Source organism: Corynebacterium gottingense (genome assembly GCF_003693265.1).
Classification (GTDB): Bacteria; Actinomycetota; Actinomycetes; order Mycobacteriales; family Mycobacteriaceae; genus Corynebacterium; species Corynebacterium gottingense.
The window spans coordinates 1-19,335 of sequence record NZ_RDRE01000022.1; the positions used below are offsets into that span (position 1 = coordinate 1).

At 66.0% G+C, this 19,335-nt stretch carries 12 protein-coding genes; 7 read left to right on the forward strand and 5 right to left on the reverse strand.

What is annotated here, in order from left to right:
- Positions 1-154: 154 nt before the first annotated feature.
- The 3 genes from EAW56_RS09840 to EAW56_RS09850 all read right to left on the reverse strand — a co-directional run bounded on the left by EAW56_RS09840 (position 155) and on the right by EAW56_RS09850 (position 8,694).
- Positions 155-3,934: a multifunctional oxoglutarate decarboxylase/oxoglutarate dehydrogenase thiamine pyrophosphate-binding subunit/dihydrolipoyllysine-residue succinyltransferase subunit gene (locus tag EAW56_RS09840; RefSeq protein WP_122086349.1), complete on the reverse strand. Its 3,780-nt coding sequence runs from the start codon at positions 3,932-3,934 to the stop codon at positions 155-157.
- Between the two features lie 115 nt (positions 3,935-4,049).
- Positions 4,050-7,772 (reverse strand): ABC transporter ATP-binding protein, encoded by a 3,723-nt coding sequence (locus EAW56_RS09845; RefSeq protein ID WP_122086350.1) that lies wholly within the window; start codon positions 7,770-7,772, stop codon positions 4,050-4,052.
- 4 nt (positions 7,773-7,776) lie between these two features.
- Complete coding sequence (locus tag EAW56_RS09850; protein ID WP_122086352.1) at positions 7,777-8,694, reverse strand: hypothetical protein; 918 nt, start codon at positions 8,692-8,694, stop codon at positions 7,777-7,779.
- A gap of 202 nt (positions 8,695-8,896) precedes the next feature.
- Between EAW56_RS09850 and EAW56_RS09855 the strand changes: the two genes are divergently transcribed.
- Positions 8,897-10,468: a carboxylesterase/lipase family protein gene (locus EAW56_RS09855; protein WP_095535105.1), complete on the forward strand. Its 1,572-nt coding sequence runs from the start codon at positions 8,897-8,899 to the stop codon at positions 10,466-10,468.
- A 146-nt stretch (positions 10,469-10,614) separates the two neighbouring features.
- A complete protein-coding gene (locus tag EAW56_RS12875; RefSeq protein WP_095275881.1) occupies positions 10,615-11,421 on the forward strand; it encodes a hypothetical protein in 807 nt (268 codons plus the stop codon).
- A 10-nt stretch (positions 11,422-11,431) separates the two neighbouring features.
- Here the strand turns inward: EAW56_RS12875 and EAW56_RS09865 are convergent, their stop codons facing one another.
- Positions 11,432-11,950 carry a hypothetical protein gene (locus tag EAW56_RS09865; protein ID WP_239215739.1) on the reverse strand — a complete coding sequence of 173 codons (519 nt, stop codon included), beginning with the start codon at positions 11,948-11,950 and terminating at the stop codon, positions 11,432-11,434.
- A gap of 117 nt (positions 11,951-12,067) precedes the next feature.
- Between EAW56_RS09865 and EAW56_RS09870 the strand changes: the two genes are divergently transcribed.
- From EAW56_RS09870 to EAW56_RS09890, 5 genes are all read left to right on the forward strand, one after another.
- Positions 12,068-13,282 (forward strand): MFS transporter, encoded by a 1,215-nt coding sequence (locus EAW56_RS09870; RefSeq protein ID WP_122086354.1) that lies wholly within the window; start codon positions 12,068-12,070, stop codon positions 13,280-13,282.
- A 1-nt stretch (position 13,283) separates the two neighbouring features.
- The gene (locus EAW56_RS09875; protein WP_122086355.1) at positions 13,284-14,279 is read left to right on the forward strand and encodes a nucleoside hydrolase; all 996 of its coding nucleotides are present in this window, start codon (positions 13,284-13,286) and stop codon (positions 14,277-14,279) included.
- A 170-nt stretch (positions 14,280-14,449) separates the two neighbouring features.
- A complete protein-coding gene (locus EAW56_RS09880; protein WP_095537063.1) occupies positions 14,450-15,226 on the forward strand; it encodes a glycosyl transferase family 9 in 777 nt (258 codons plus the stop codon).
- Entirely contained in the window at positions 15,219-15,899 is a 681-nt protein-coding gene (locus EAW56_RS09885; RefSeq protein WP_244213404.1) for an energy-coupling factor transporter transmembrane component T family protein, read from the forward strand. The genes EAW56_RS09880 and EAW56_RS09885 overlap by 8 nt, the downstream gene beginning before the upstream one ends.
- Positions 15,890-17,026, forward strand: a complete 1,137-nt coding sequence (locus EAW56_RS09890; RefSeq protein ID WP_122086357.1) for an ATP-binding cassette domain-containing protein — start codon at positions 15,890-15,892, stop codon at positions 17,024-17,026. The genes EAW56_RS09885 and EAW56_RS09890 overlap by 10 nt, the downstream gene beginning before the upstream one ends.
- 493 nt (positions 17,027-17,519) lie before the next feature.
- Here EAW56_RS09890 and EAW56_RS09895 read toward each other — a convergent pair whose 3' ends face one another.
- A complete protein-coding gene (locus EAW56_RS09895; RefSeq protein WP_122086358.1) occupies positions 17,520-18,773 on the reverse strand; it encodes an ATP-binding protein in 1,254 nt (417 codons plus the stop codon).
- Positions 18,774-19,335 lie beyond the last annotated feature (562 nt).

Consider the following 19,335-nt stretch of genomic DNA (forward strand, 5'->3'; position numbering starts at 1 on the left):
CTTGCTCAAATAGTGCAACCAACTGCTCGCGCTGATGCTCACTCAGCGAACTTCGAGCTCTCAATGAAAACTACTCCCCACTAGTCGGTAACTGATTTTCTCAGTCCAACTAATGGGGAGCAGTTCAGGACGGGGGCCTTTGTGCTGCGAGGCGTTACTTGGCGAATGCCTCCTCGAGCAGCGCCTTCTCCTCCTGCTGGTGCACTTTGGCCACACCGGTGGCGGTGGTGGACTGTGCACGGCGGGAGACGCGAACCATCTTCGGCATGTCCGGGATCAGCTCGCGCAGGTGCTCGTTGTAGAACGGCCAAGCGCCCTGGTTGGCGGGCTCGTCCTGGACCCAGCGGATCTCCTTCGCGTTCGGGTAGTTGGCAAACGCGTCGCGGAGGCGGTTGAACGGGATCGGGTGGAGCATCTCCACACGGATGATCGCGATGTCGTCGCGGCCGTCCTTCTCGCGCTTCTTCTCCAGCTCCCAGTAGATCTTGCCGGAGCAGAGCATGATCGTGGTGACCTTGTCAGTGTCGGCGATCTTCTTGTTGCCGCGCTCGACAAAGTTCGGGTCGTCGATAACGGACTGGAAGCGGTTGACCTCGATGAAGTCAGCCGGCTGGGAGACCGCGGCCTTGTTACGCAGCATCGACTTCGGGCTGAAGACGATGAGCGGACGCTTCATCTCACCCATCGCCTGGCGGCGCAGGAGGTGGAAGTGGTTTGCCGGGGTGGACGGCTGCGCGATGGTCATGGAGCCCTCCGCGACGAGTTGCAGGTAGCGCTCGATGCGGGCGGAGGAGTGGTCCGGGCCCTGGCCCTCGTAGCCGTGCGGGAGCAGCAGCGTCAGGGAGGACAGCTGGCCCCACTTGGTCTCGCTGGAGGAGACGTACTCGTCGATGATGGTCTGCGCGCCGTTGGCAAAGTCGCCGAACTGCGCCTCCCACGCGACCATTGCGGCCTGGTTGCCCAGGGTGTAGCCGTACTCGAAGCCCATGCCCGCGAACTCGGTGAGGGCGGAGTTGAAGACCTCGAAGCGGCCGCCGTTGCCGGCCTCGATCGCGTTGTGGTCGAGCGGGTTGTACGCCTCGCCGTTCTCCGGGTTGTACAGGACCGCGTGGCGCTGGGTGAAGGTGCCGCGCTGGGAATCCTCGCCCGCCAGGCGGATGAACTTGCCTTCCTCGGCCAGGGAGCCGAAGGCGAGCAGCTCGCCCCAGCCCCAGTCGATGTTGCCGTCCTCAAAGGAACCGCCGCGCTTCTTCATCACGGACTTAAGGCGCTTGTTGGAGGTGAAGTCCTCCGGCAGGTCCACGAACGCGCCAGCGAGGCGCTTGAAGGTCGCCTCGTCGATGGAGGTGTCCAGGCCGTGGGTGAGCTCCTGGGAATCGGTGATGCCGGTCTGCTCGCTCGGGTGGCCCTCGTGCTCCTTGACGTCGGCGAACACGGAGTCCAGCTGGTCGTGGAAGTCCTGGGCCGCCTTCTCGGCCTCGTCGGCGTTGATGTCGCCGCGGCCGACGAGGTCCTTGGTGTAGCGGGTACGGACCGAATCGTGGCTGTGGATGCGGTCGTACATCACCGGCTGGGTCACGGTCGGGTCGTCGGCCTCATTGTGGCCACGCAGGCGGTAGCAGATGAGGTCGATAAAGACGTCCTTGCCAAACTCGCGGCGGTATTCGGTAGCCAGCTGGGCAACCCACGCTGCCGCCTCCGGGTCGTCGCCGTTGACGTGGAAGACCGGGCAGTCGAAGCCCTTGGCCAGGTCGGTGGCGTAGAAGGAGGAACGGCCGGAGTCCGGGGTGGTGGTGAAGCCGATCTGGTTGTTCACCACGATGTGGACGGTGCCGCCGACGGTGTAGCCGGGCAGGCGGGACAGGTTCAGGGTCTCCTGAACCACGCCCAGGCCGGTGAAGGAGGCGTCGCCGTGCAGCATGATGGGCACGACCGGGTGGTCCTCGCGCACGCCGGCTTCCTTGAGGATGTCTGCCTTTGCGCGGGCCATACCGACGAGGACCGGGTCGACGGCCTCGAGGTGCGACGGGTTAGCGGCCAGGGAGACCTTGATCTCGCCGTCGCCGAACATCTGGATGTGCTCGCCCTGGAAGCCGAGGTGGTACTTCACGTCGCCGGAGCCACCTTGCTGTGCGGACTGCATGTTGCCCTCAAACTCGTTGAAGATGGTGGCAACCGGCTTGCCCACGATGTTGAACAGCACGTTGAGGCGGCCGCGGTGCGGCATGCCGATGACGACCTCGTCCAGGCCCTGGCCAGCGGCGGTGTCAATGACCGCGTCCATGAGCGGGATGAGGGTCTCGGCGCCCTCGAGCGAGAAGCGCTTCTGGCCGAGGTACTTGGTCTGCAGGAAGTTCTCAAAGGCCTCTGCGGCGTTGAGCTTCTGCAGGATGTACTTCTGCTCGGCGTTGGTGGGCTTCGGCATGCCGACCTCGAGGCGGTCGCGCAGCCACTCGCGCTCGTCGCGGTCCATGATGTGGGTGAACTCCGCGCCGATGTGCAGGGTGTAGGCCGCGCGCAGGCGAGACATGACCTCACGCAGCGTCATGGTCTCCTTGCCGCCGAACCCGCCGACGTGGAAGGTGCGGTCCAGGTCCCAGATGGTCAGGCCGTGGGACTCCATGAGCAGGTCGCGGGAGTCCGGCATGGGCAGGCCCGGCTGGTGCCAGCGCAGCGGGTTGGTATCCGCGATGAGGTGGCCGCGGGAGCGGTACGCCTGGATCAGCTGCATCACGCGGGTGTCCTTGTTCACACCGGTGTTGGGCTGGTCCTGTGCCCAGCGCATCGGGGAGAACGGGATTTCCAGGGCGGTGAAGATGTCGTCCCAGAACTTGTCGTCGATAAGCAGCTGCGAGATGTCGCGGAGGAACTCGCCGGATTCCGCGCCCTGGATAACGCGGTGGTCGTAGGTGGAGGTCAGCGTGACCAGCTTGCCCACGCCGAGCTCGGCGAGGCGGTCCTCGGACGCGCCGGCGAACTCAGCCGGGTAGTCCATGGCGCCGACACCGACGATGGTGCCCTGGCCCTTGGTCAGGCGCGGGATGGAGTGGCGGGTGCCAATGCCGCCCGGGTTGGTCAGCTGGATGGTCACACCGGAGAAGTCATCCATGGTCAGCTTGCCGTCGCGGGCGCGCTTGACGATGTCCTCGTACGCGTCGATGAACTCGTTGAACGCGAGCTTCTCGGTCTCCTTGATGGCGGCGACGACGAGGGAGCGGGAGCCATCCTTGCCCGGCAGGTCGATCGCCAGGCCGAGGTTGATGTGCTCCGGCTGGACGGCGAAGAACTTGTTGCCGTCCTCCTTGTAGTTCTTGTTCATGTCCGGGTGCAGCTTGGCTGCCTGGACGATGGCGTAGCCGATGATGTGGGTGAAGGAGATTTTGCCACCGCGGGTGCGCTTGAGGTGGTCGTTCACCAGCGCGCGGTTCTCAAACATGAGCTTGACCGGCATGTCTCGCACGGTCGTCGCCGTCGGGACCTCGAGGGACTCGTTCATGTTCTTAGCAATCGCCTTGAACGCGCCCTTGAGCTGGAACTCGCCGGGCTCAACCTCAATGTTGTTGATGTTGTCCAGCGGGGACTTCTTCGGCTTCGGCAGCGTTGCCTTCTCCTTGGACGCGGTGGCCTTCGCGGCGGTGGCGGCGCGGTCGATCTGGGTCTCGCGGCCGTCCTGGCTCGGCGCGGCGGTGGAGGAGGAAACCTTCGGGTCGGTCTTCGCCGTCTCCTGCTTCGCAGCCGGCGCAGCGGAGGCCTTGGCGGCCTTGGGCGCCTGCTGAGCCTTCGACGCCTGTTGAGCCTTCGGTGCCTTGGGAGCACCCTCTGCATCGAAGAGCTTGCGCCATTCCGGATCAACGGAATCCGGGTTCTCCTGGTACTGCTGGAACATCTCGTCAACCAGCCAGCTGTTCTGGCCGAACGTGTTATCGCTGCTCACGGCAGGTCCTCGCCTCTTTCTGTCGGGTCTTTACTCGAACTAAATCTTGACTGTAATTCGCTTGATAGCCAGAGCGTTAAAACTCTCTCGCATTCTTCCACGACGCCACCATGGCCTACCCCCGATTTCGGTTGACTGCCCACATCCGGGCATATTTTCCGTCCGATTTCAGGAGGGTCTCGTGGGAACCATCTTCTATGATACGTCCTCCTTCAACGACAACTATGCGGTCGGCCCGTTGCGCGGTGAGCAAACGGTGCGCGACGATGATGGAGGTCCTCCCAGCAGTGGTACGACCAGCAGCGTTGAGGACGGTGTGCTCGGTGGCCGGGTCAAGCGTCGCGGTCGCCTCGTCCAGCAACACCACATCTGGGTGGAGCAGTTCCGCCCGCGCCAGCGCAATGATTTGCCGTTGCCCCGAGCTGAGCCCGCGGCCGCGCTCGCCGACCGGGGCGCGGAACCCACCGGGGATCGCCGCGATCACGCCGAGGGCACCGAGCCTTCGCACTGCGTCTTCGATCTCAGCCCGCGAGGCGCCCGGCGCGCCGTACGCGATGTTGTCGGCCACGGTGCCGGGGAAAAGATAGGACTCCTGGGGCACCTGCGCGAGCGCGCGCCGCCATGCCGGCAGCGGGAACTCGGCGATGTCCGTGCCTGAGGCGGTGATCCGCCCGGCGGTCGGGTCGTAGAAGCGAGCCAGCAGCTTGACCACGGTCGACTTGCCCGCGCCCGTCGGCCCCACCAGGGCAACAGTCTCGCCGGGCCGTAGGTCGAGGTCCAGGTCTTTCACCACCAGGGTTGGGGTGTCGCGCTTGTCGACGCCCCCGTAGCCGAAGCTCACGCCCTCGAGGGCAAGCGGACCGCGGGCGGCGTCGGCCGCACGTGGGTTGGTGCCAGTATCGGGAACGGTCGTGCGCTCCGCCAGGAGCTCCGTGATGCGGTCGAAGCTGACGGTGGCCTGCTGCCAGGAGTCGAAGATCTGGCCCAGTTGCTGGATCGGCCCGTAGAGCTGGCTGAGGTACATGGTGAAGGCGACGAGTACGCCGACGGAGAGGTCGCCCTCGGACACGCGCGTCGCGCCCACGCCGACGACGGCGGCCGTCATGATCTGCGAGATGGCCTGCATGCCCGGGAAGTAGGCGGCGAGGAGCGTCACGGAGCGCATACGGAGGCGTCGATAGGCGAGCGAAGCGTCTGTGAACGCCGCCTCGGCGCGGCGCTCCGCGGTGTACATCTGCGTGACGCGGATGCCGCCGATGAGCTCGGCGAAATCGCCGTTGACCACCGAGATCTGGGCGCGGGCGGCCGTGAAGTAGCGGCGCGAGAGGCGGCGGAAGATGAGCGTGGCGACGACGATGACGGGCACCGCGCTCATCGCGGTGAGCGTGAGCTGGCCGTCCGTGGCAAGCAGCATGGCGGAGACGCCGACGAGGCTGCCCACCGCCACGATCGCTTGCGCCAGCCCGGTCTGGAGGAAGCTAGAGAGGGTGTCAATGTCCGTGGTCAGGCGGGTGATGATGCGCCCGGACAGGTGCCGCTCGAAAAAGCTCAGCCCCAGCTGCTGCAGGTGCGCGTAGGTGCGCAGGCGCAGGCCGTAGAGGAGCCGCTCGCCGGATCGGGAGGACAGGACGGTCAGGCACGCGTCGGCGGCCCAGCCGATGAGGACGACGGCGAGCGTCGCGCCCGCGATGGCACAGAGCGCGCGGAAGTCGTTCGGTGCGATGCCGCGGTCGATCGAGGCGCGGATGAGCGTGGGAAACGCGAGGTCGGCGAGCACGCCGACGATGAGGAGCGCGACGCTGCCTGCGATCAGCCAGCGCACCGCGCGGAAGAGCTGCGAAACCTTGAACTCGTTGCCGCTGCCCGTCGGGGTGCGCAGCCGCGCAAGCGTCGCCTCGTTGAGGTTCGGCTGCTCTCGCGCGGGCGGGAGCTTTGCCACGTCAGCCAGCAACCCCGCGTCAGCCATGATGGTATGCCGGCCGCCCCCGCTGCTGGTCGCGCGGGCGGCGGATGCCGCGGCCAGGTCGGGGTTCGCGGATGTGGAGTGCTCGTCCGGCCAGAGCAGGTGCTCGGGCGGCTCCGCCTCCGCGCTCGCGGGGGCCTGCGTCGCCTCGGGGGTCATGAGTGCGCGGTAGGCGGGTGTGGCGACGACGTCCGCGCGGGGGCCGTGCTCGGTGACGCGGCCGGCATCGAGGATGAGGACGGTGTCGGCGTGGTCGACCGTGGATTGGCGGTGGGCCACTGTGAGGACGGCAACGTCGCCGAGCTCAGTGCGAAGGTTGTGCAGCATCTCGGCTTCGGTGATGGCGTCGATGGCGCTGGTGGCGTCGTCAAGCACGAGCACCCGCGGCTGCGAGAGGAGCGCGCGGGCGAGCGCGACGCGCTGGCGCTGCCCGCCGGACAGGGTGAGCCCGCGCTCGCCGACGAGTGTGTCGTAGCCGTTGTCGAGGCGCTCGATGAACTCGTCCGCGCGCGCCAGCCGGGCCGCGCGGTGCACCGCCTCCGTGAGCGCCTCGCCCGACAGCGCCGCGGGCGCGCCGAGGGCGATGTTGTCAAAGATGGAGAAGGAGAAGAGGAAGGCGTCGTCGAAGACGCAGGTCACCCGGTCGCGGAGGTCCTCCTGCGCAAGGTCGGAGTAGGGAGTCGTGGCCAGGGAGGCGTCGACAAGCGCGCACTGCCCGGAATCGGGGGTGTAAAAGCCGCCGGCGAGTTGCACGGCCATGGTTTTGCCGGCACCGGGTGGGCCGACGACGGCGAGGGTTTCGCCGGGGGAGACGGTGAAGCTGACGTCGTTAAGCACTGTGGTCCCGCCGTTGGAGAATCGCACGCGATCGAACGCGAGCCCGACGGGGCCTTCCGGGGCGCTGCTGCGCGCGGGCTCCGGCGAGTGCGGGGCGAGGGCGAGGACCTCGTCGAGGCGGTCGAAGCTGCTCATACCCATCTGCAGGCGCACGTACTGGTTGGTCAGCATGGACATCGACGAGGTCAGCGACGTCAGATACGTGGTGAACGCCACGAACGCGCCGATGGTGATGCCGCCGCGCATCACAATCAGCCCCGCCGCGACGATGGTGATGACCAGCGCAATCTTGGGCAGCTGTGATAACAGCGGCTGGAAGCGGGCAGTCAGTTTCGCCGCGCGCATCTTCACCGCGTACAGCTCGCGGCCGAGCGCATCAAGCTTATCGACGCTCCTTCGCTCCCCGCCGAACGCCTTGACCACCCGCACCCCGGAAACGGTCTCTTCCACGTGCTCCGCCAAATCCGCCGTGGCCTGCTGGTTCACCCACGTGGCGGCGTAGAGCGCCTTCCGGGAGCGGTTCGCCTCCCACAAGATCAGCGGCAGCAGACACAGCGCCATCGCCGTCAGCGACAGATTCATACCCACCATGACGACGAGCGTGCCGACCAGCTGCATTGCGCGGGTGAAGAACATGGGCGTTTGGCCCAGGACCATGGCGTACTGGTTGAGGTCCGAAATCGAGCGGGCCACGATCTGGCCGGTGACAATCGCGTCCTGCCCGTTGCCATCCAGCCGGTGCATCGTGCGCAGCAGTTCCACGCGAAGCCAGTGCTGGGAGGTGGCGGAGAGCCGGCCCGACGCCCAGCGGCGCACCGCGCCCAGCGCGTACGTAACCAGTGCGACGCCAACCATCGTCCACGCGGTGCGCGAGACCGAGCCGGTGACGTTGCCCGTGGCGATGTCCACCGCGCGCCCCGTCAGCGCGGGGAGGAGGACCTGCAACACCGCGGCGGCCGCGGCGGTGGCGAACGCGAGCGCCGCCGTGACCGGGGTGGCGGTCAGCGAGCGGCGGAATAGGGGGAAGCCGTGGGGCACGGCGCTACTTGGTTGCTTCGATGGCGGCGTCGACCTGCGCGCGCTCCTCCGCGTCGTTTTTGCCGCGGCCGAAGATGTTGAGGATCCACTGCGCGAAGCGCTTCGGGTCGAAGCTCAGGCCCTGAGAGTCCTGCCCGTCGTCCTTCTTCGGCGGGAGCGGGGTAGCGAACGCGTCCGGCACCGGGTCGAGCGACTGGCCGACGCGCTTGATCACCTCATCCGCAAGCTTGCGGTTTGCCGTGGTGCCAGCGACCGCGCCGAGACCCAGCGGGAGGAGTTTGCCAATCCAGGCGCGGCGCATCTTCTTTCGCACCTGCTTCAGTGCGGCCTTGGTGAGCATGTTGTTTGCCTCAGCCAGGCCCGGGCCGGAGAAGCGTGCGAGCGTGGACTTGGACGGCAGGCGCGAGGCGTTCTCGCCGACGAATGTGTCCACGATTGCGAGGCCCTCGGTGCCCACCAGGGTGGTGAGCACCATTGCGCGGCGCTGCTCAGGGTCGGCCGGATCGTCGCCGCGCAGGTACGCAGACGCGACGGTGTAGAAGGCGGCCAGATCAAGGAACAGGACGGACTCGCCGGCCACCGCCGCGCTGCCGGAGATCAGGCCGACGCCCGGGACCGCGGCGGCGGCACCGACGCCGGCGCCGGTAGCGGAGACGGTGTTGCGGAAGTGCGCGTCCATGCGCTTCTGCACGTCCTGCGGGGTTGCGTCCGTGTCCTGGCGACGCAGCCAGTCCACGTACGCGCGGATGGTGCCGGTCTGGAGCGAGACGGCCTTGTCCACGAAGCTGATAAACGCGCGGGCGATCGGGCCGGCGCCTTCGGCCAGCTGCGCACCGTTGGCGGCAGTGACGTCGTCGGTATCGCTGGCATTGCCTTCGCGGTTCGTGCTGTCCTTGTCGTTGTTGCGATCAAGCAGTCCCATGCTTTCCTCCTCCGGGGCGAGCCCGATAGTGTGATATTGCAAACCTATTGTGCACGTTTCGGCCGAACGCTCGGTGATTGCTCGTGCTCACCTGGGCGGTCGGACCGAGTTCCGCACGGTATAGCGTTGCGCGTGCGGTTTCCATTCCCGTTGCCGTTGAGCGTCGCTGTACGTGGCCGCGTTCGCGTCTAGGGTGGGGGCTATGTCGAGCGCTGATCAACCGGTGGTGACCACAAGTGCCGGTCGCGTGCGCGGAATTGTCGACCCGGACACGGGGGTCCGCACCTGGCGCGGCGTGCCGTATGGCGCGACCACCGAGGGCGCGGGGCGATTCCGTGCGCCCCGCCCGGTTGAGTCGTGGACCGGGGTGCGCGACGCGAGCGCCTTTTCGCCCCCGGCCATGCAGGGGTTCTTCGGCTGGACGGACAACGTCATCGGCACGGAGGACTGCCTCACGTTGGACATCGTGCGCCCCGACAACGACGAGGAGTTGCCGGTGGTGGTGTACTTCCACGGCGGAACCTTTGTCACGGGGTCGAGCCACGAGAAGGTTCTCCAGGGGCACTACCTGACGAAGACGACGGACATCGTCTACATCTCGGTCAACTTTCGCCTGGGCGTGTTCGGGTACTTGGACTACCGCACGCTCGGCGAGGACTGCGTGGCCAACCCGGCGCTCTTGGACCAGATCCTCGCCCTGCGCTGGGTCCACGACAACGCGGCCGGGTTCGGCGGCGACCCCGGCCGCGTCACCGTCATGGGCGAGTCCGCGGGTGGCGCGGCGGTGATCCACCTGATGTGCGCCCCGGCTGCGCGGGGGCTGTTCCACCGCGCGATTGCACAGTCGCCGCCCGTTGCCAGCGTGCACTCCCGCGTGCAGGCGGCGATGTGGGTGCGCAAGCTGATCAAGGATATGGGCTTGCCCAGCCAGACCACGTTGGAGGCGCTGCGCGAGGCTGACGCCGAGGCACTGGTGCGGGTCGGGCAATCGATGCTGCTCAACCGCAAAGAGCTCGTCCAGTTCAACACCAGCTTCATGCCCACCGTGGATACGCACACGCTTCCCGCGCACCCGATCGACGTGTTCCAATCCGGTGCCCAGGCGCCGGTCCCGCTGATCATCGGCACGAACGCGGATGAGGCCAGTTTTGCCAAGGCGCTGTACCAGACGAACAAGTCGCGCCTGCGGGCGGCGCGCCGGGCGCTGAGCGTCTACGACCCCGACAACGCCGAGGCGGTGCTGGAGACGTACGACTTTGTGGACGATCGCCGGAAGTTTGCCGCCCTCATCGCGGACGCGGTCTTCTGGGCGCCGTCGGTGATGCTGGCAACCGAGCATCGTCGCACGGCCCCGACCTGGATGTACCGCTTTGACTACGCGTCGACCACGATGCGCCGGATCGGGCTCGGCGCCATGCACACCTCGGACCTGGCGGCGGTGTTCGGCGATGCGAAGGCAACCCGCGCTTCCAAGTTCGACCCGTTCCAGCCGCGCGAGGAATTCGACGAGGTCAGCGCCGCCATGCAGTTCCACTGGGGCTCCTTCTTCCACAACGCGCATCCGGGCGAGAAGTGGCCGGTCTACGGTTTCCGCAGCGACACGGAGCCCGGCCGCGCGACCGCGATCTTCGCGGCGAAGTCCTCCGTGGAGTACGACCCCAAGGCGGCGCAGCGCCGCGCGTGGGAGGGCTTTGACATGCGCGAATGGGGCATGCACAGGCAGGACCTGGTGGAAACGCTCACCGATTCCATCGCTGACGAGGGCAACGCTTAGCGACGCCACCGCCACCCCCTCTACACACCTCCCAGCAATTTCCATCGCGCGTGCATCCGTGCTTTGTGCGCGTCGGCCGACGGCGCGGCGAATTCCTGGCTAGGCTGGGGCAGGCCTGGACTGGAGAGTGGAAGGAAACCGCCGCCATGAGCTTTTTCGAGGACATTGCAGCCAGCCTTGACCGTGAAGGGATTGAATCCCGGGTACACGACGACACCATGTTCGTGCCCATCACGTCCGAGGTGGAAATCCAGTTTGTAGAAATCGACCCGCTCCTGCCCGCCGCCAATGTGTACATTGCCGCCGCGGACGTGGACGAGGACGATGAAGAATTTGAGGCCGCGCTCGTCGCCGTCGTCTTCTCCGTGGAAAGCGCCGTGGAGACCGTGGCAGAGCACATGGCCACCGACCAGGTGATTACCGTGCTGCGCGACCTCCTCGAGGCTACGGACGAGCGTATTGAGGACCTGGAGTTCTTCCCGGATCGCGTCAACAGCCAGCTGGTGCGCGCCGAGGTCGGCGAAAGCGCCGAGCTGCAGGTCCAGGTCGAGGTGGTGCAGGGGACCGCCACCGCGACGGTCGAGTTCATCGCGCTGTCGGACAACTACGACGACCTCATGGACGACGCGATCGGCGAACTCTGGGAGTCCGACGGCGACGCAGAGCTGACCGAGGAGGATCGACTGCGCCTGTTCGAGACCATCCACAGCGAAGCGGTGTCCGAGGCGGAAATGCTCAGCCTCGGCACGTTCACCGACTTCGACCGGCTCTTCGACGTCCTGTCGCTTGCCGCTGACCAGGCGGAGGAGTGGGAAGGCCAGCTCCTCCCGCTGGAAGACGACGAGGACGAGCCCGACATCTACGACATCTTCGGCCACGACGACGTCGAAGATGATGAAGACGACGACTTCGATGAGGAAGACGACGAGGACGACGGAGACGACGAGGACTAGCCCGGGCGGGCTACGCCGCCGCGAGACCCTCAAACATGGAGGACGGTGACAGTACCGGGACGAAGTCGCCGTCGGTGAGCCAGACGTAGCTGGCCGCGCGGGGTGACGGAAGCTCGTGGACGGCGCCCGCGGCGTCGATAGGCAAAAGCGCGCGCACCCACCCTTCGGCGACGCGGCGGTCCGTGGGGAGTCCGGAGGGGTCGGTGACGCGGACCTCGATGAGAAACGCGGGCACTCGGTCCTCGCCGTACCCGCGGACTCTTGCCTGCGCGCGTGGGCCGACGCGGCGCCGCGAGATGGCGATGGTGAGGTCGGTGGTGTGACCAAGGCGGGGGAGCCGTTTTGTCGGCGGGCGCCAACGCGCAGTGGGCCGCGCGAGCGAGCGCGGGTGGTGGATCATCGCCGTGAGCTGCTGGAGCGTGTCCGGTTCGCGCTCGCGGATGTGCGCGGCGTACTCAGTGGGCAGCGGGGCGCAGTAGTCGGAAGGCTGGGCGGGGGCGGTGTGCGTTTTGCTTGTGAAGTTCAACATGCCTGGCACTCTAAGAGGAGAGGTGAACACGGCACCGCACAAATTGGAACACAGTGGCGAACGTGTGGTTGTTCTTGCAGTTTGCTCGCTTGGCGCGTGGGTTTAGGCTGTTTCCCGATGACCCCTACGCCCGAACCTCAGCAGCAGCCGCACACACCGCCACGGCCGGCCATCCCGCGCACCATCTGGGTGCTCGTGGGGGCGGCCTTTCTCATTGCTCTCGGGTACGGATTTATCGCCCCGATCCTGCCGCAGTTCACCGCGAGCTTCGGCGTGTCCATGGCCGCGGCCGGCGCGGTCGTCTCCGTGTTTGCTGCTGCGAGGCTCATCGGCGCGCCCGGTGCGGGCATGCTCGTGGACAAGCTCGGCTCGCGGCCGGTCTACATCACGGGCGTGAGTGTGGTGGCGGCCGCGACGTTTTTCGTGGCGTTTGCCACCGCGTACTGGCAGATCTTTGTGCTGCGCTTCATCGCGGGGTTCGGCTCAACCATGTTTACGTTGTCGGCGCAGGCGCTCATTGTGCGGGTGACGCACCCCTCGATACGCGGCCGCGCCAACGCGATCTATTCATCAGCGTTCCTGTTGGGCAACATCATCGGCCCCATCATCGGTGCAGCCCTGTCTTTCCTTGGCTTCCGCATCCCGTTCGCGGTCTACGGGCTGATGGTGGGCGTCGCGGCGGTGTTCGTCTGGGCGGCCACGCACAACTCACAGGGCCGGGCGCAACTGCCGCCGCCGCTGCCGCCGATGCAGCTGTCCAGCGCGCTGCGCATGCCCACGTACCAGAGCCTGCTGTCCTCGGCATTTGCACACGGCTGGGTCAACTTTGGCACCCGCGTGTCCATCCTGCCGTTGTTCGCCGCAGCGGTGTTTGCCAACGGTGGGGCGGCCGCAGGGTTTGCGCTCACCGCCTTTGCGTTCGGCACCGCGGTTACGCTGCAGTTCTCCGGCAGACTCGCGGATAAGCACGGGCGCAAGCCACTTATCGTTGCCGGCTTGATCACTACCGCCGCGTTCACCGGCTCGATGGGGCTGGCCACCAGCGTCGTGCCGCTGCTCGTCCTGTCCGCGCTTGCGGGCGTGGGCAGCGGGTTGATCGGCCCGGCGCAGCAGGCGTCGCTCGCGGACATCATTGGAAATCACCGCTCCGGCGGCAAGGTGCTCTCCACGTTCCAGATGGCGCAGGACGCGGGCCAGATCTTCGCGCCGATTGTGGTGGGGCTGCTCGCCCAGGCCTTTGGGTTTGGCGTAGCGTTTGTGGCCTGCGCGGGGATTGCGGTGGCGTCGATAGGCGTCTGGCTCACGCGCGGAACTGAGACGAAGGAGACTTAGGATGAGAGTGCTGCTGGACTGCGACCCCGGCATCGACGACACGTTCGCGCTGACCTACCTCACCGCCGCGCACCACGCCGGCGAGCTGGAGCTGGACTGCGTGACCACGACCGCGGGCAACGTTGAGGCCGAGCAATGCGCGCAGAATGCCGCGTGGGTGCTTGCGCAGTGCAACCTGCCAGCGATCCCCGTGGCCGCAGGCGAGCCGCAGCCACTCGAGCTTGCGCTGACCACCACCCCGGAAACCCACGGCGAGACGGGCTTGGGCTACGCGCACGCGCCCGCGCGCCACGTGGCGACAGATTGGGACATGCTCTGGTGCGACGCCATCGAGCGCGGTAGTGAGGACCTCCACCTCATCGTCACCGGCCCCATGACCAACCTCGCCGTGTTTGCGCGCCGCCACCCGCGCCACTTCGCGCAGCTGCGTCACATCACGGTGATGGGCGGCAGTGTGAACTATCCCGGGAACACCACTCCGACCGCCGAGTGGAACTTCTGGGTCGACCCGCACGCGGCGCAGGAGGTTTTCGCGCGCACGCCGGTGCCCATCACGCTGTGCTCGCTGGGCGTGACCGAGCAGATGCTCCTGGACCCGCCGCGCCTCGAACGGCTCGTCGCGGCGCTGGGGGAGACGCCGATCGCGTCCGCGCTGCCGGAAATCACGCGCTTCTACTTCGAGTTCCACGAGGACGTCGGCGAAGGCTACCGCGCCCAGCTCCACGACCTGCTCACCGTCCTCATCGCGCTTGGTCGCGTCGACACCGCCGTCGCCGAGGCCACCATTGACGTCGAAGCCGCAAGCGAGCTCATGCGCGGCACCGTCGCCGCCGACCTGCGCGGCATGTGGGAGCGCGAGACCAACGCGCGCGTGGTCACCTCGGCGGACATTCCCAGCGCTTGGGCGCTTGTCGACGCCGCGTTCTCCCTCCACGCACGATTCACCGCAGGAGATGAGCAGCTCAAGGCGGGGTATCACCTCAAGGCGGAGGAATAGCTGGTACACTTTCGCCGTCTGCTTCGCCGAGGTGACATAGGCGAAACCCTGTCGACCACAGGACTAGTTTCCCCTTTTCCGCGTATTACCCCTGGAGAACCACCATGTCGCACGATACCGACGACCGCCTGCCGTTTCCGCCCAAAGGGCCGGTGAAGCCCCCGACCGACATGGCGCTTGGAGACTGGACCCTGCCACAGCGCCTCCTCGTCATCGCCGGCGCCCTGTGCATCGCCGCAACCTGGGCGTATCTTGTGCTGGTCCGCCCGAGCAGCTGGGACAGCGTCGGCGGATCCACCGAAGCGATCATCACCCTGTGCGGCTACGGGCTGGGCACCGTCCTGCTGCTCGCGGCGACGCTGCCCATGCTTCCGGCGCGCACGCTGGGCCTGATCCCGCTGGCCATCCTCATCAACTCCGTCGTGGGGCAGATCGTCGGCTCGATCGGGCTGCCGCTCTACCTGGACACGATCGGCACCGTGCTCGTCGCCGCGCTCGCCGGGCCGATCGCCGGCCTGACCACCGGCGCGCTCAACAACGTCGTCTGGGGGCTGCTCAACCCGGTGGCGCTCCCGTTCGCGGCGGGTTCCGCGCTCGTCGGGTACCTCGCGGGCGTGTTCATCCACCGGCTGCACGCGCTGCACTCGATATTCACGGTGGTTGGCTACGGCATGCTGCTGGGCCTGGTCGGCGGCGCCGTCGCCGCGCCGGTGGCCGCGTTCGTGTTCGGTGGCACCGCGGGCGTAGGCACCGGTGCGCTCGTGTCGCTCTTCCGCGAGATGGGCGGATCGCTCATCGCGTCGGTGACCACGCAGGCATTCCTCTCGGACCCGCTGGACAAGGTGATCGTCCTCGCGATCGCCTACGTGACGGTGCGGGCGTTGCCGCGGAAGACAGTTCAGGCGTTCGCGCCGCGTCGAAAAGCGCACTCCGCGCAGCGTGATTAATCCTCTCACGGCGCTGGCGGCGGGGGCGTGCGGGTGGATCCTAGTCCTCGGACTGAATTCGCCCGTGGTGTCGCTGGCCATGACGGCTGTCGCGTGCGTGCTCGGGGTGTGGCGCACGCGCAACGCTTCGGTGCCGGCGACGACGGTGGCGCTCGCCGTGCCCGTCGGGCTGTCCATGCTTCTCATCCACGCGCCGTACGGCAGCGAACGCATCGCCCCACTGCTCACTGCGGACGGCCTGGCGGTGGGCGCAGCGCTGGCGGCGCGATTCTGCGCGTTGATGGCGTGCATGCTCGCCGCCGTCGCGTACGTCCGCATCCCCGAGCTGGTCAAGGCGCTGCAGGTGCTGCCCGGCGGAAACAAGCTGGCGTACATCGCGGGCGCGACGCTGCAGCTCGTCCCGCACGGCAGCGCGCAGGTGAAGGTGGTGCGCGACGCGCAGGCGCTCAAGCGCGCGCCGGTGCACGCGCGAAACGTGGTGACGCGCCTGATCATGCCGGTGCTCACCGCGCTGCTCAGCCAGGGTGCGAGCCGCGGCGCGGCGTTGGAAACCGCCGGCTATGACTTGCCGGGGAGGCGCACGGTGCTGCGGCCGGTGCCGGACTCCGCGGTGCAGAAGGCGCTGCGGATCGTCGCCCCGATCGCGTGCGTGGCGGTGGTCGTATGGATCTGACGCTGCTGCAGCGCGCGCTGAGCACGCACGACCGCGTGCAGGTCATCGGCGCGTCCGGCTCCGGGATGTCGCAGCTGGCAAACCAGCTCCACGAGGAGTGGCCGAACGTCGGTGTCGTGGGCCAGGACGCTGCGGCGCACGTGACGTACCTGCGCGAGACGGTGATCGAGGAGGTGGCGATCGGCCTGGAGCAGCGCGGCGTCGAGCGCGCGGAGATGCAGGCGCGCTGCGAGCGCATTCTTGCGCGCACGGGACTTGCGCATTTGGCGGAGCGCCATCCGGCGACGTTGTCTGGTGGCGAGACGCGCCGCCTGGCCATCGCGTGTGTTGCGGTGCTCGAGCCGGAGCTGCTTGTGCTGGATTGCCCGTTCGCGGGCCTTGATACGGAATCCGCGCGCTTGATTGAGCAGCTCGTCGCCTCCTCCCGCGCGCTGGTGCTTGGCTATCAACCACGCGAGATTGGTGGCGCGCAGCTCGGCATTATCGACGCCACACTCACCCCGAATCCGCACCTCACCCCAGTTTCGCTTCCCAGTCCCGTCGAACCGCAGCCTGGTCGTATCGATCTCGGTGCCGTAACCGCGGGCCGCCGGGCACCGCAGCGCAAGTGGTGGCATTTTCGTGAGAAACGCGGCGAGCAGTTCCAGGTCGGTCCGGTCGAGCTTGCCCCGCGCAAGGGCGGGGTGCTGTGGCTCCGCGGGCACAATGGGTCGGGCAAGACAACACTGTTGCGCGCGCTTGCTGGCCTCGACGGCAATCCGCCTCAACCGGTCGGCGTCTCACTCGCGCTGCAGCGCGTGGCTGACCAGGTCGTGGAGACCACCCTCGCGGAGTTCGCCGGCGGCAGCGATGCAACGCATCCGCTCGACCTTCCGCAGGCGCAGCTACGGGTCGCCCAATTGCGCCAGGTCTTTGGCCAGGGCAGGGAGCTCGTGCTTATCGACGAGCCCGATACCTCCCTCGACGCCACCGGCCGCACCGAAGCGCACCAGGTCATCGCGGACGGTCTGCGCGGTGGCCAAGCCGTGATCCTCACCTGCCACGACGAAGGTTTCGTCGACGAGGTCGCCGCCTACGCGGAGGTGGAACCGGTCGTGCTCAATGCACAAAGGCATAACCCTTATTAGGCGGGTGTTTTGGATGCGCTTTTTGGGTTGACCGCTGCGGTTTCGAGTTCGTTCTCGCAGCAGCAGGACCCGAGCGTGTTCAGTTGCCGGCGACCGAGCCGAGCACTCCGCGCGTGGGGGTGACTCATCATGGGATGGGTATGCCACCGTGCGGTTGCCTGGGCCGGCTGCGGATGTGCAGGCGTATTTGATGCGGCGAAAAATGATGTGGTTGGATGACACGGTGATAGGTGCCTGAAGGCGCAGTACCTGGTGTGGGGGCTCTGCGCGGCCTGGGCTTTTGAAAAACCCGCTCGCCCGGCGCCTTCGCTCATCATTTCGAGGATTATTACAATCCGCGTACTACAGTTTGAAACTTCGGGGTCCGCGCCGCTGGTTTAGGCGCTCAGCAGGGCGATGGATGCGTTCCTGGTGTTGCGTAATCCTGCAGTGCACGGAGTTTATACATGCTTTTGCAATTCCGGGAGAATGGTTTGACTCGTTTCTGTGACCGCTAAGCGGTGAGGGTGCCCAAAGGAATCACGTGTACTCCGCTAGGAAGCGTGTATGCATACTCCGTAGCGGTGATAATGGCTAAGTATGCAGGCGACCCGACCCTGTTGGTGTCGACACGTTCGTCACGGAGTTTGATGAGGTTTGCTTCGGCTTGTGGGATCTGCGACGCCCCGAGTTTGACTTCGCAGGCACCCCATTTTCCGTCCTCGGGGTATTCGATGATGGCGTCAACTTCAAGGCCCGTGTTGTCGCGGTAGTGGTAGACGTGACCGTGCTGGAGGGCGGATGCAGCACGCAGGTCTCGGATGACCATGGACTCGAAGATCTGGCCGAAAAACTCTGGGTCCTTCGCGAGACGGTCAACGCCGATACCTAAGGCGGCGCAGGCCAGGCTGGGGTCAGCGAGGTGGAGCTTCGGTGAGGTGCGCAGCCGTGATTTGGATCGGAGCGCGACGCTCCAAGGCTGCAATTCGTCGAGGATGAATATTCGGGTAAGTGCCTGGAGGTAAGTGGAGACCGTTTTCGGATCGACTGTTGTGGCATCGGAAGACACGTCTGCAGCGAGTGTTTTCAACGTTGCTTCGCCAGAAATGTTCCGAGCGATGGATTCCAAGGTCCGACGAATGTTTAGCTGGTTGTGACGTGTGCCAACGCTTTCTGGTACTTCCACGTCGAAGACATTGTCCAGGTACGAGCGATTAAACATGACCGCCTGCTGGGTGTTGGTGCCGAGTAGGCCTGGCCATCCGCCACGTACGGCTTGTTCGGCCATGCCCTTATAGGTGAGCTTGGAAACTCCGCTCACACCAACGCCCGGTTGTAGCTCTGCGAGGCTTACCTGGTTTGTCGACGCCCCACTCTCCGCGAGCGACATTGGACGCATCCTCAATCTTGCAAAGCGTCCCGCACCTGAGTGACGCGTGGTGTCATCGGCTGGTGCCGCTGATCCTGAAAGGATGAACTCCCCGCGTCCTTGGCGATCGTCAATCTCATGGCGGATCGTGTTCCATATGGAAGGTGCGAGTTGCCACTCATCAATGAGGCGAGGCGTTGGGCCGTTGAGTAAAATTGCGGGGTTCAATTCGGCGAGCGTGATCAGCTCGGGGGATCGGTCGAGGCGTACAGAACTTGCAGCCTTTTGGAGGGCAGTAGAGGTTTTCCCGCAAGCGCGTGGCCCTTCAAGGAGGACACCTCCCATGAGCTGGAGGGAGTCCTCCAAAACCTGATCTGCAAAGCGGGAAAAGTACTGCACACCAGCATTGTACCCAATTATGCAACGATTTTATACCCGCTTTTGCAACAGTTTTATACCCGATCCTGCAACGATTTTATACCCGCTTTTGCAATTTGTGGATGATGGGAGGCTTCGCTCCTCTGCTACGTGTTACATGAATATGCGGGCTGTGGACGGACGGTCGTATTGGGGTGCGTGTAGGGTACGAAGCCTACGAGCGTTCACCCAGTGCTTAGTGCATACCGAGTAATCGGGTTCGGGGTGGACGCAGCCTGTCGCGCGGTGCGATGCGCATCATATGATCGAGCATCGCCATGGTGGGGAGACTGTGCCGCATAATCTTGGGTGGTCGTGTCAGTATCACAATTCGCAGGCTGCGCGTGGGACTCGTGGGCATACCGAGCGTCGGCACGGGGGGTGTATGTCTCCCCGCATGGGAAAGGCACCGCAGAATGAACTGCTCCCCATTAGTTGGACTGAGAAAATCAGTTACCGACTAGTGGGGAGTAGTTTTCATTGAGAGCTCGAAGTTCGCTGAGTGAGCATCAGCGCGAGCAGTTGGTTGCACTATTTGAGCAAG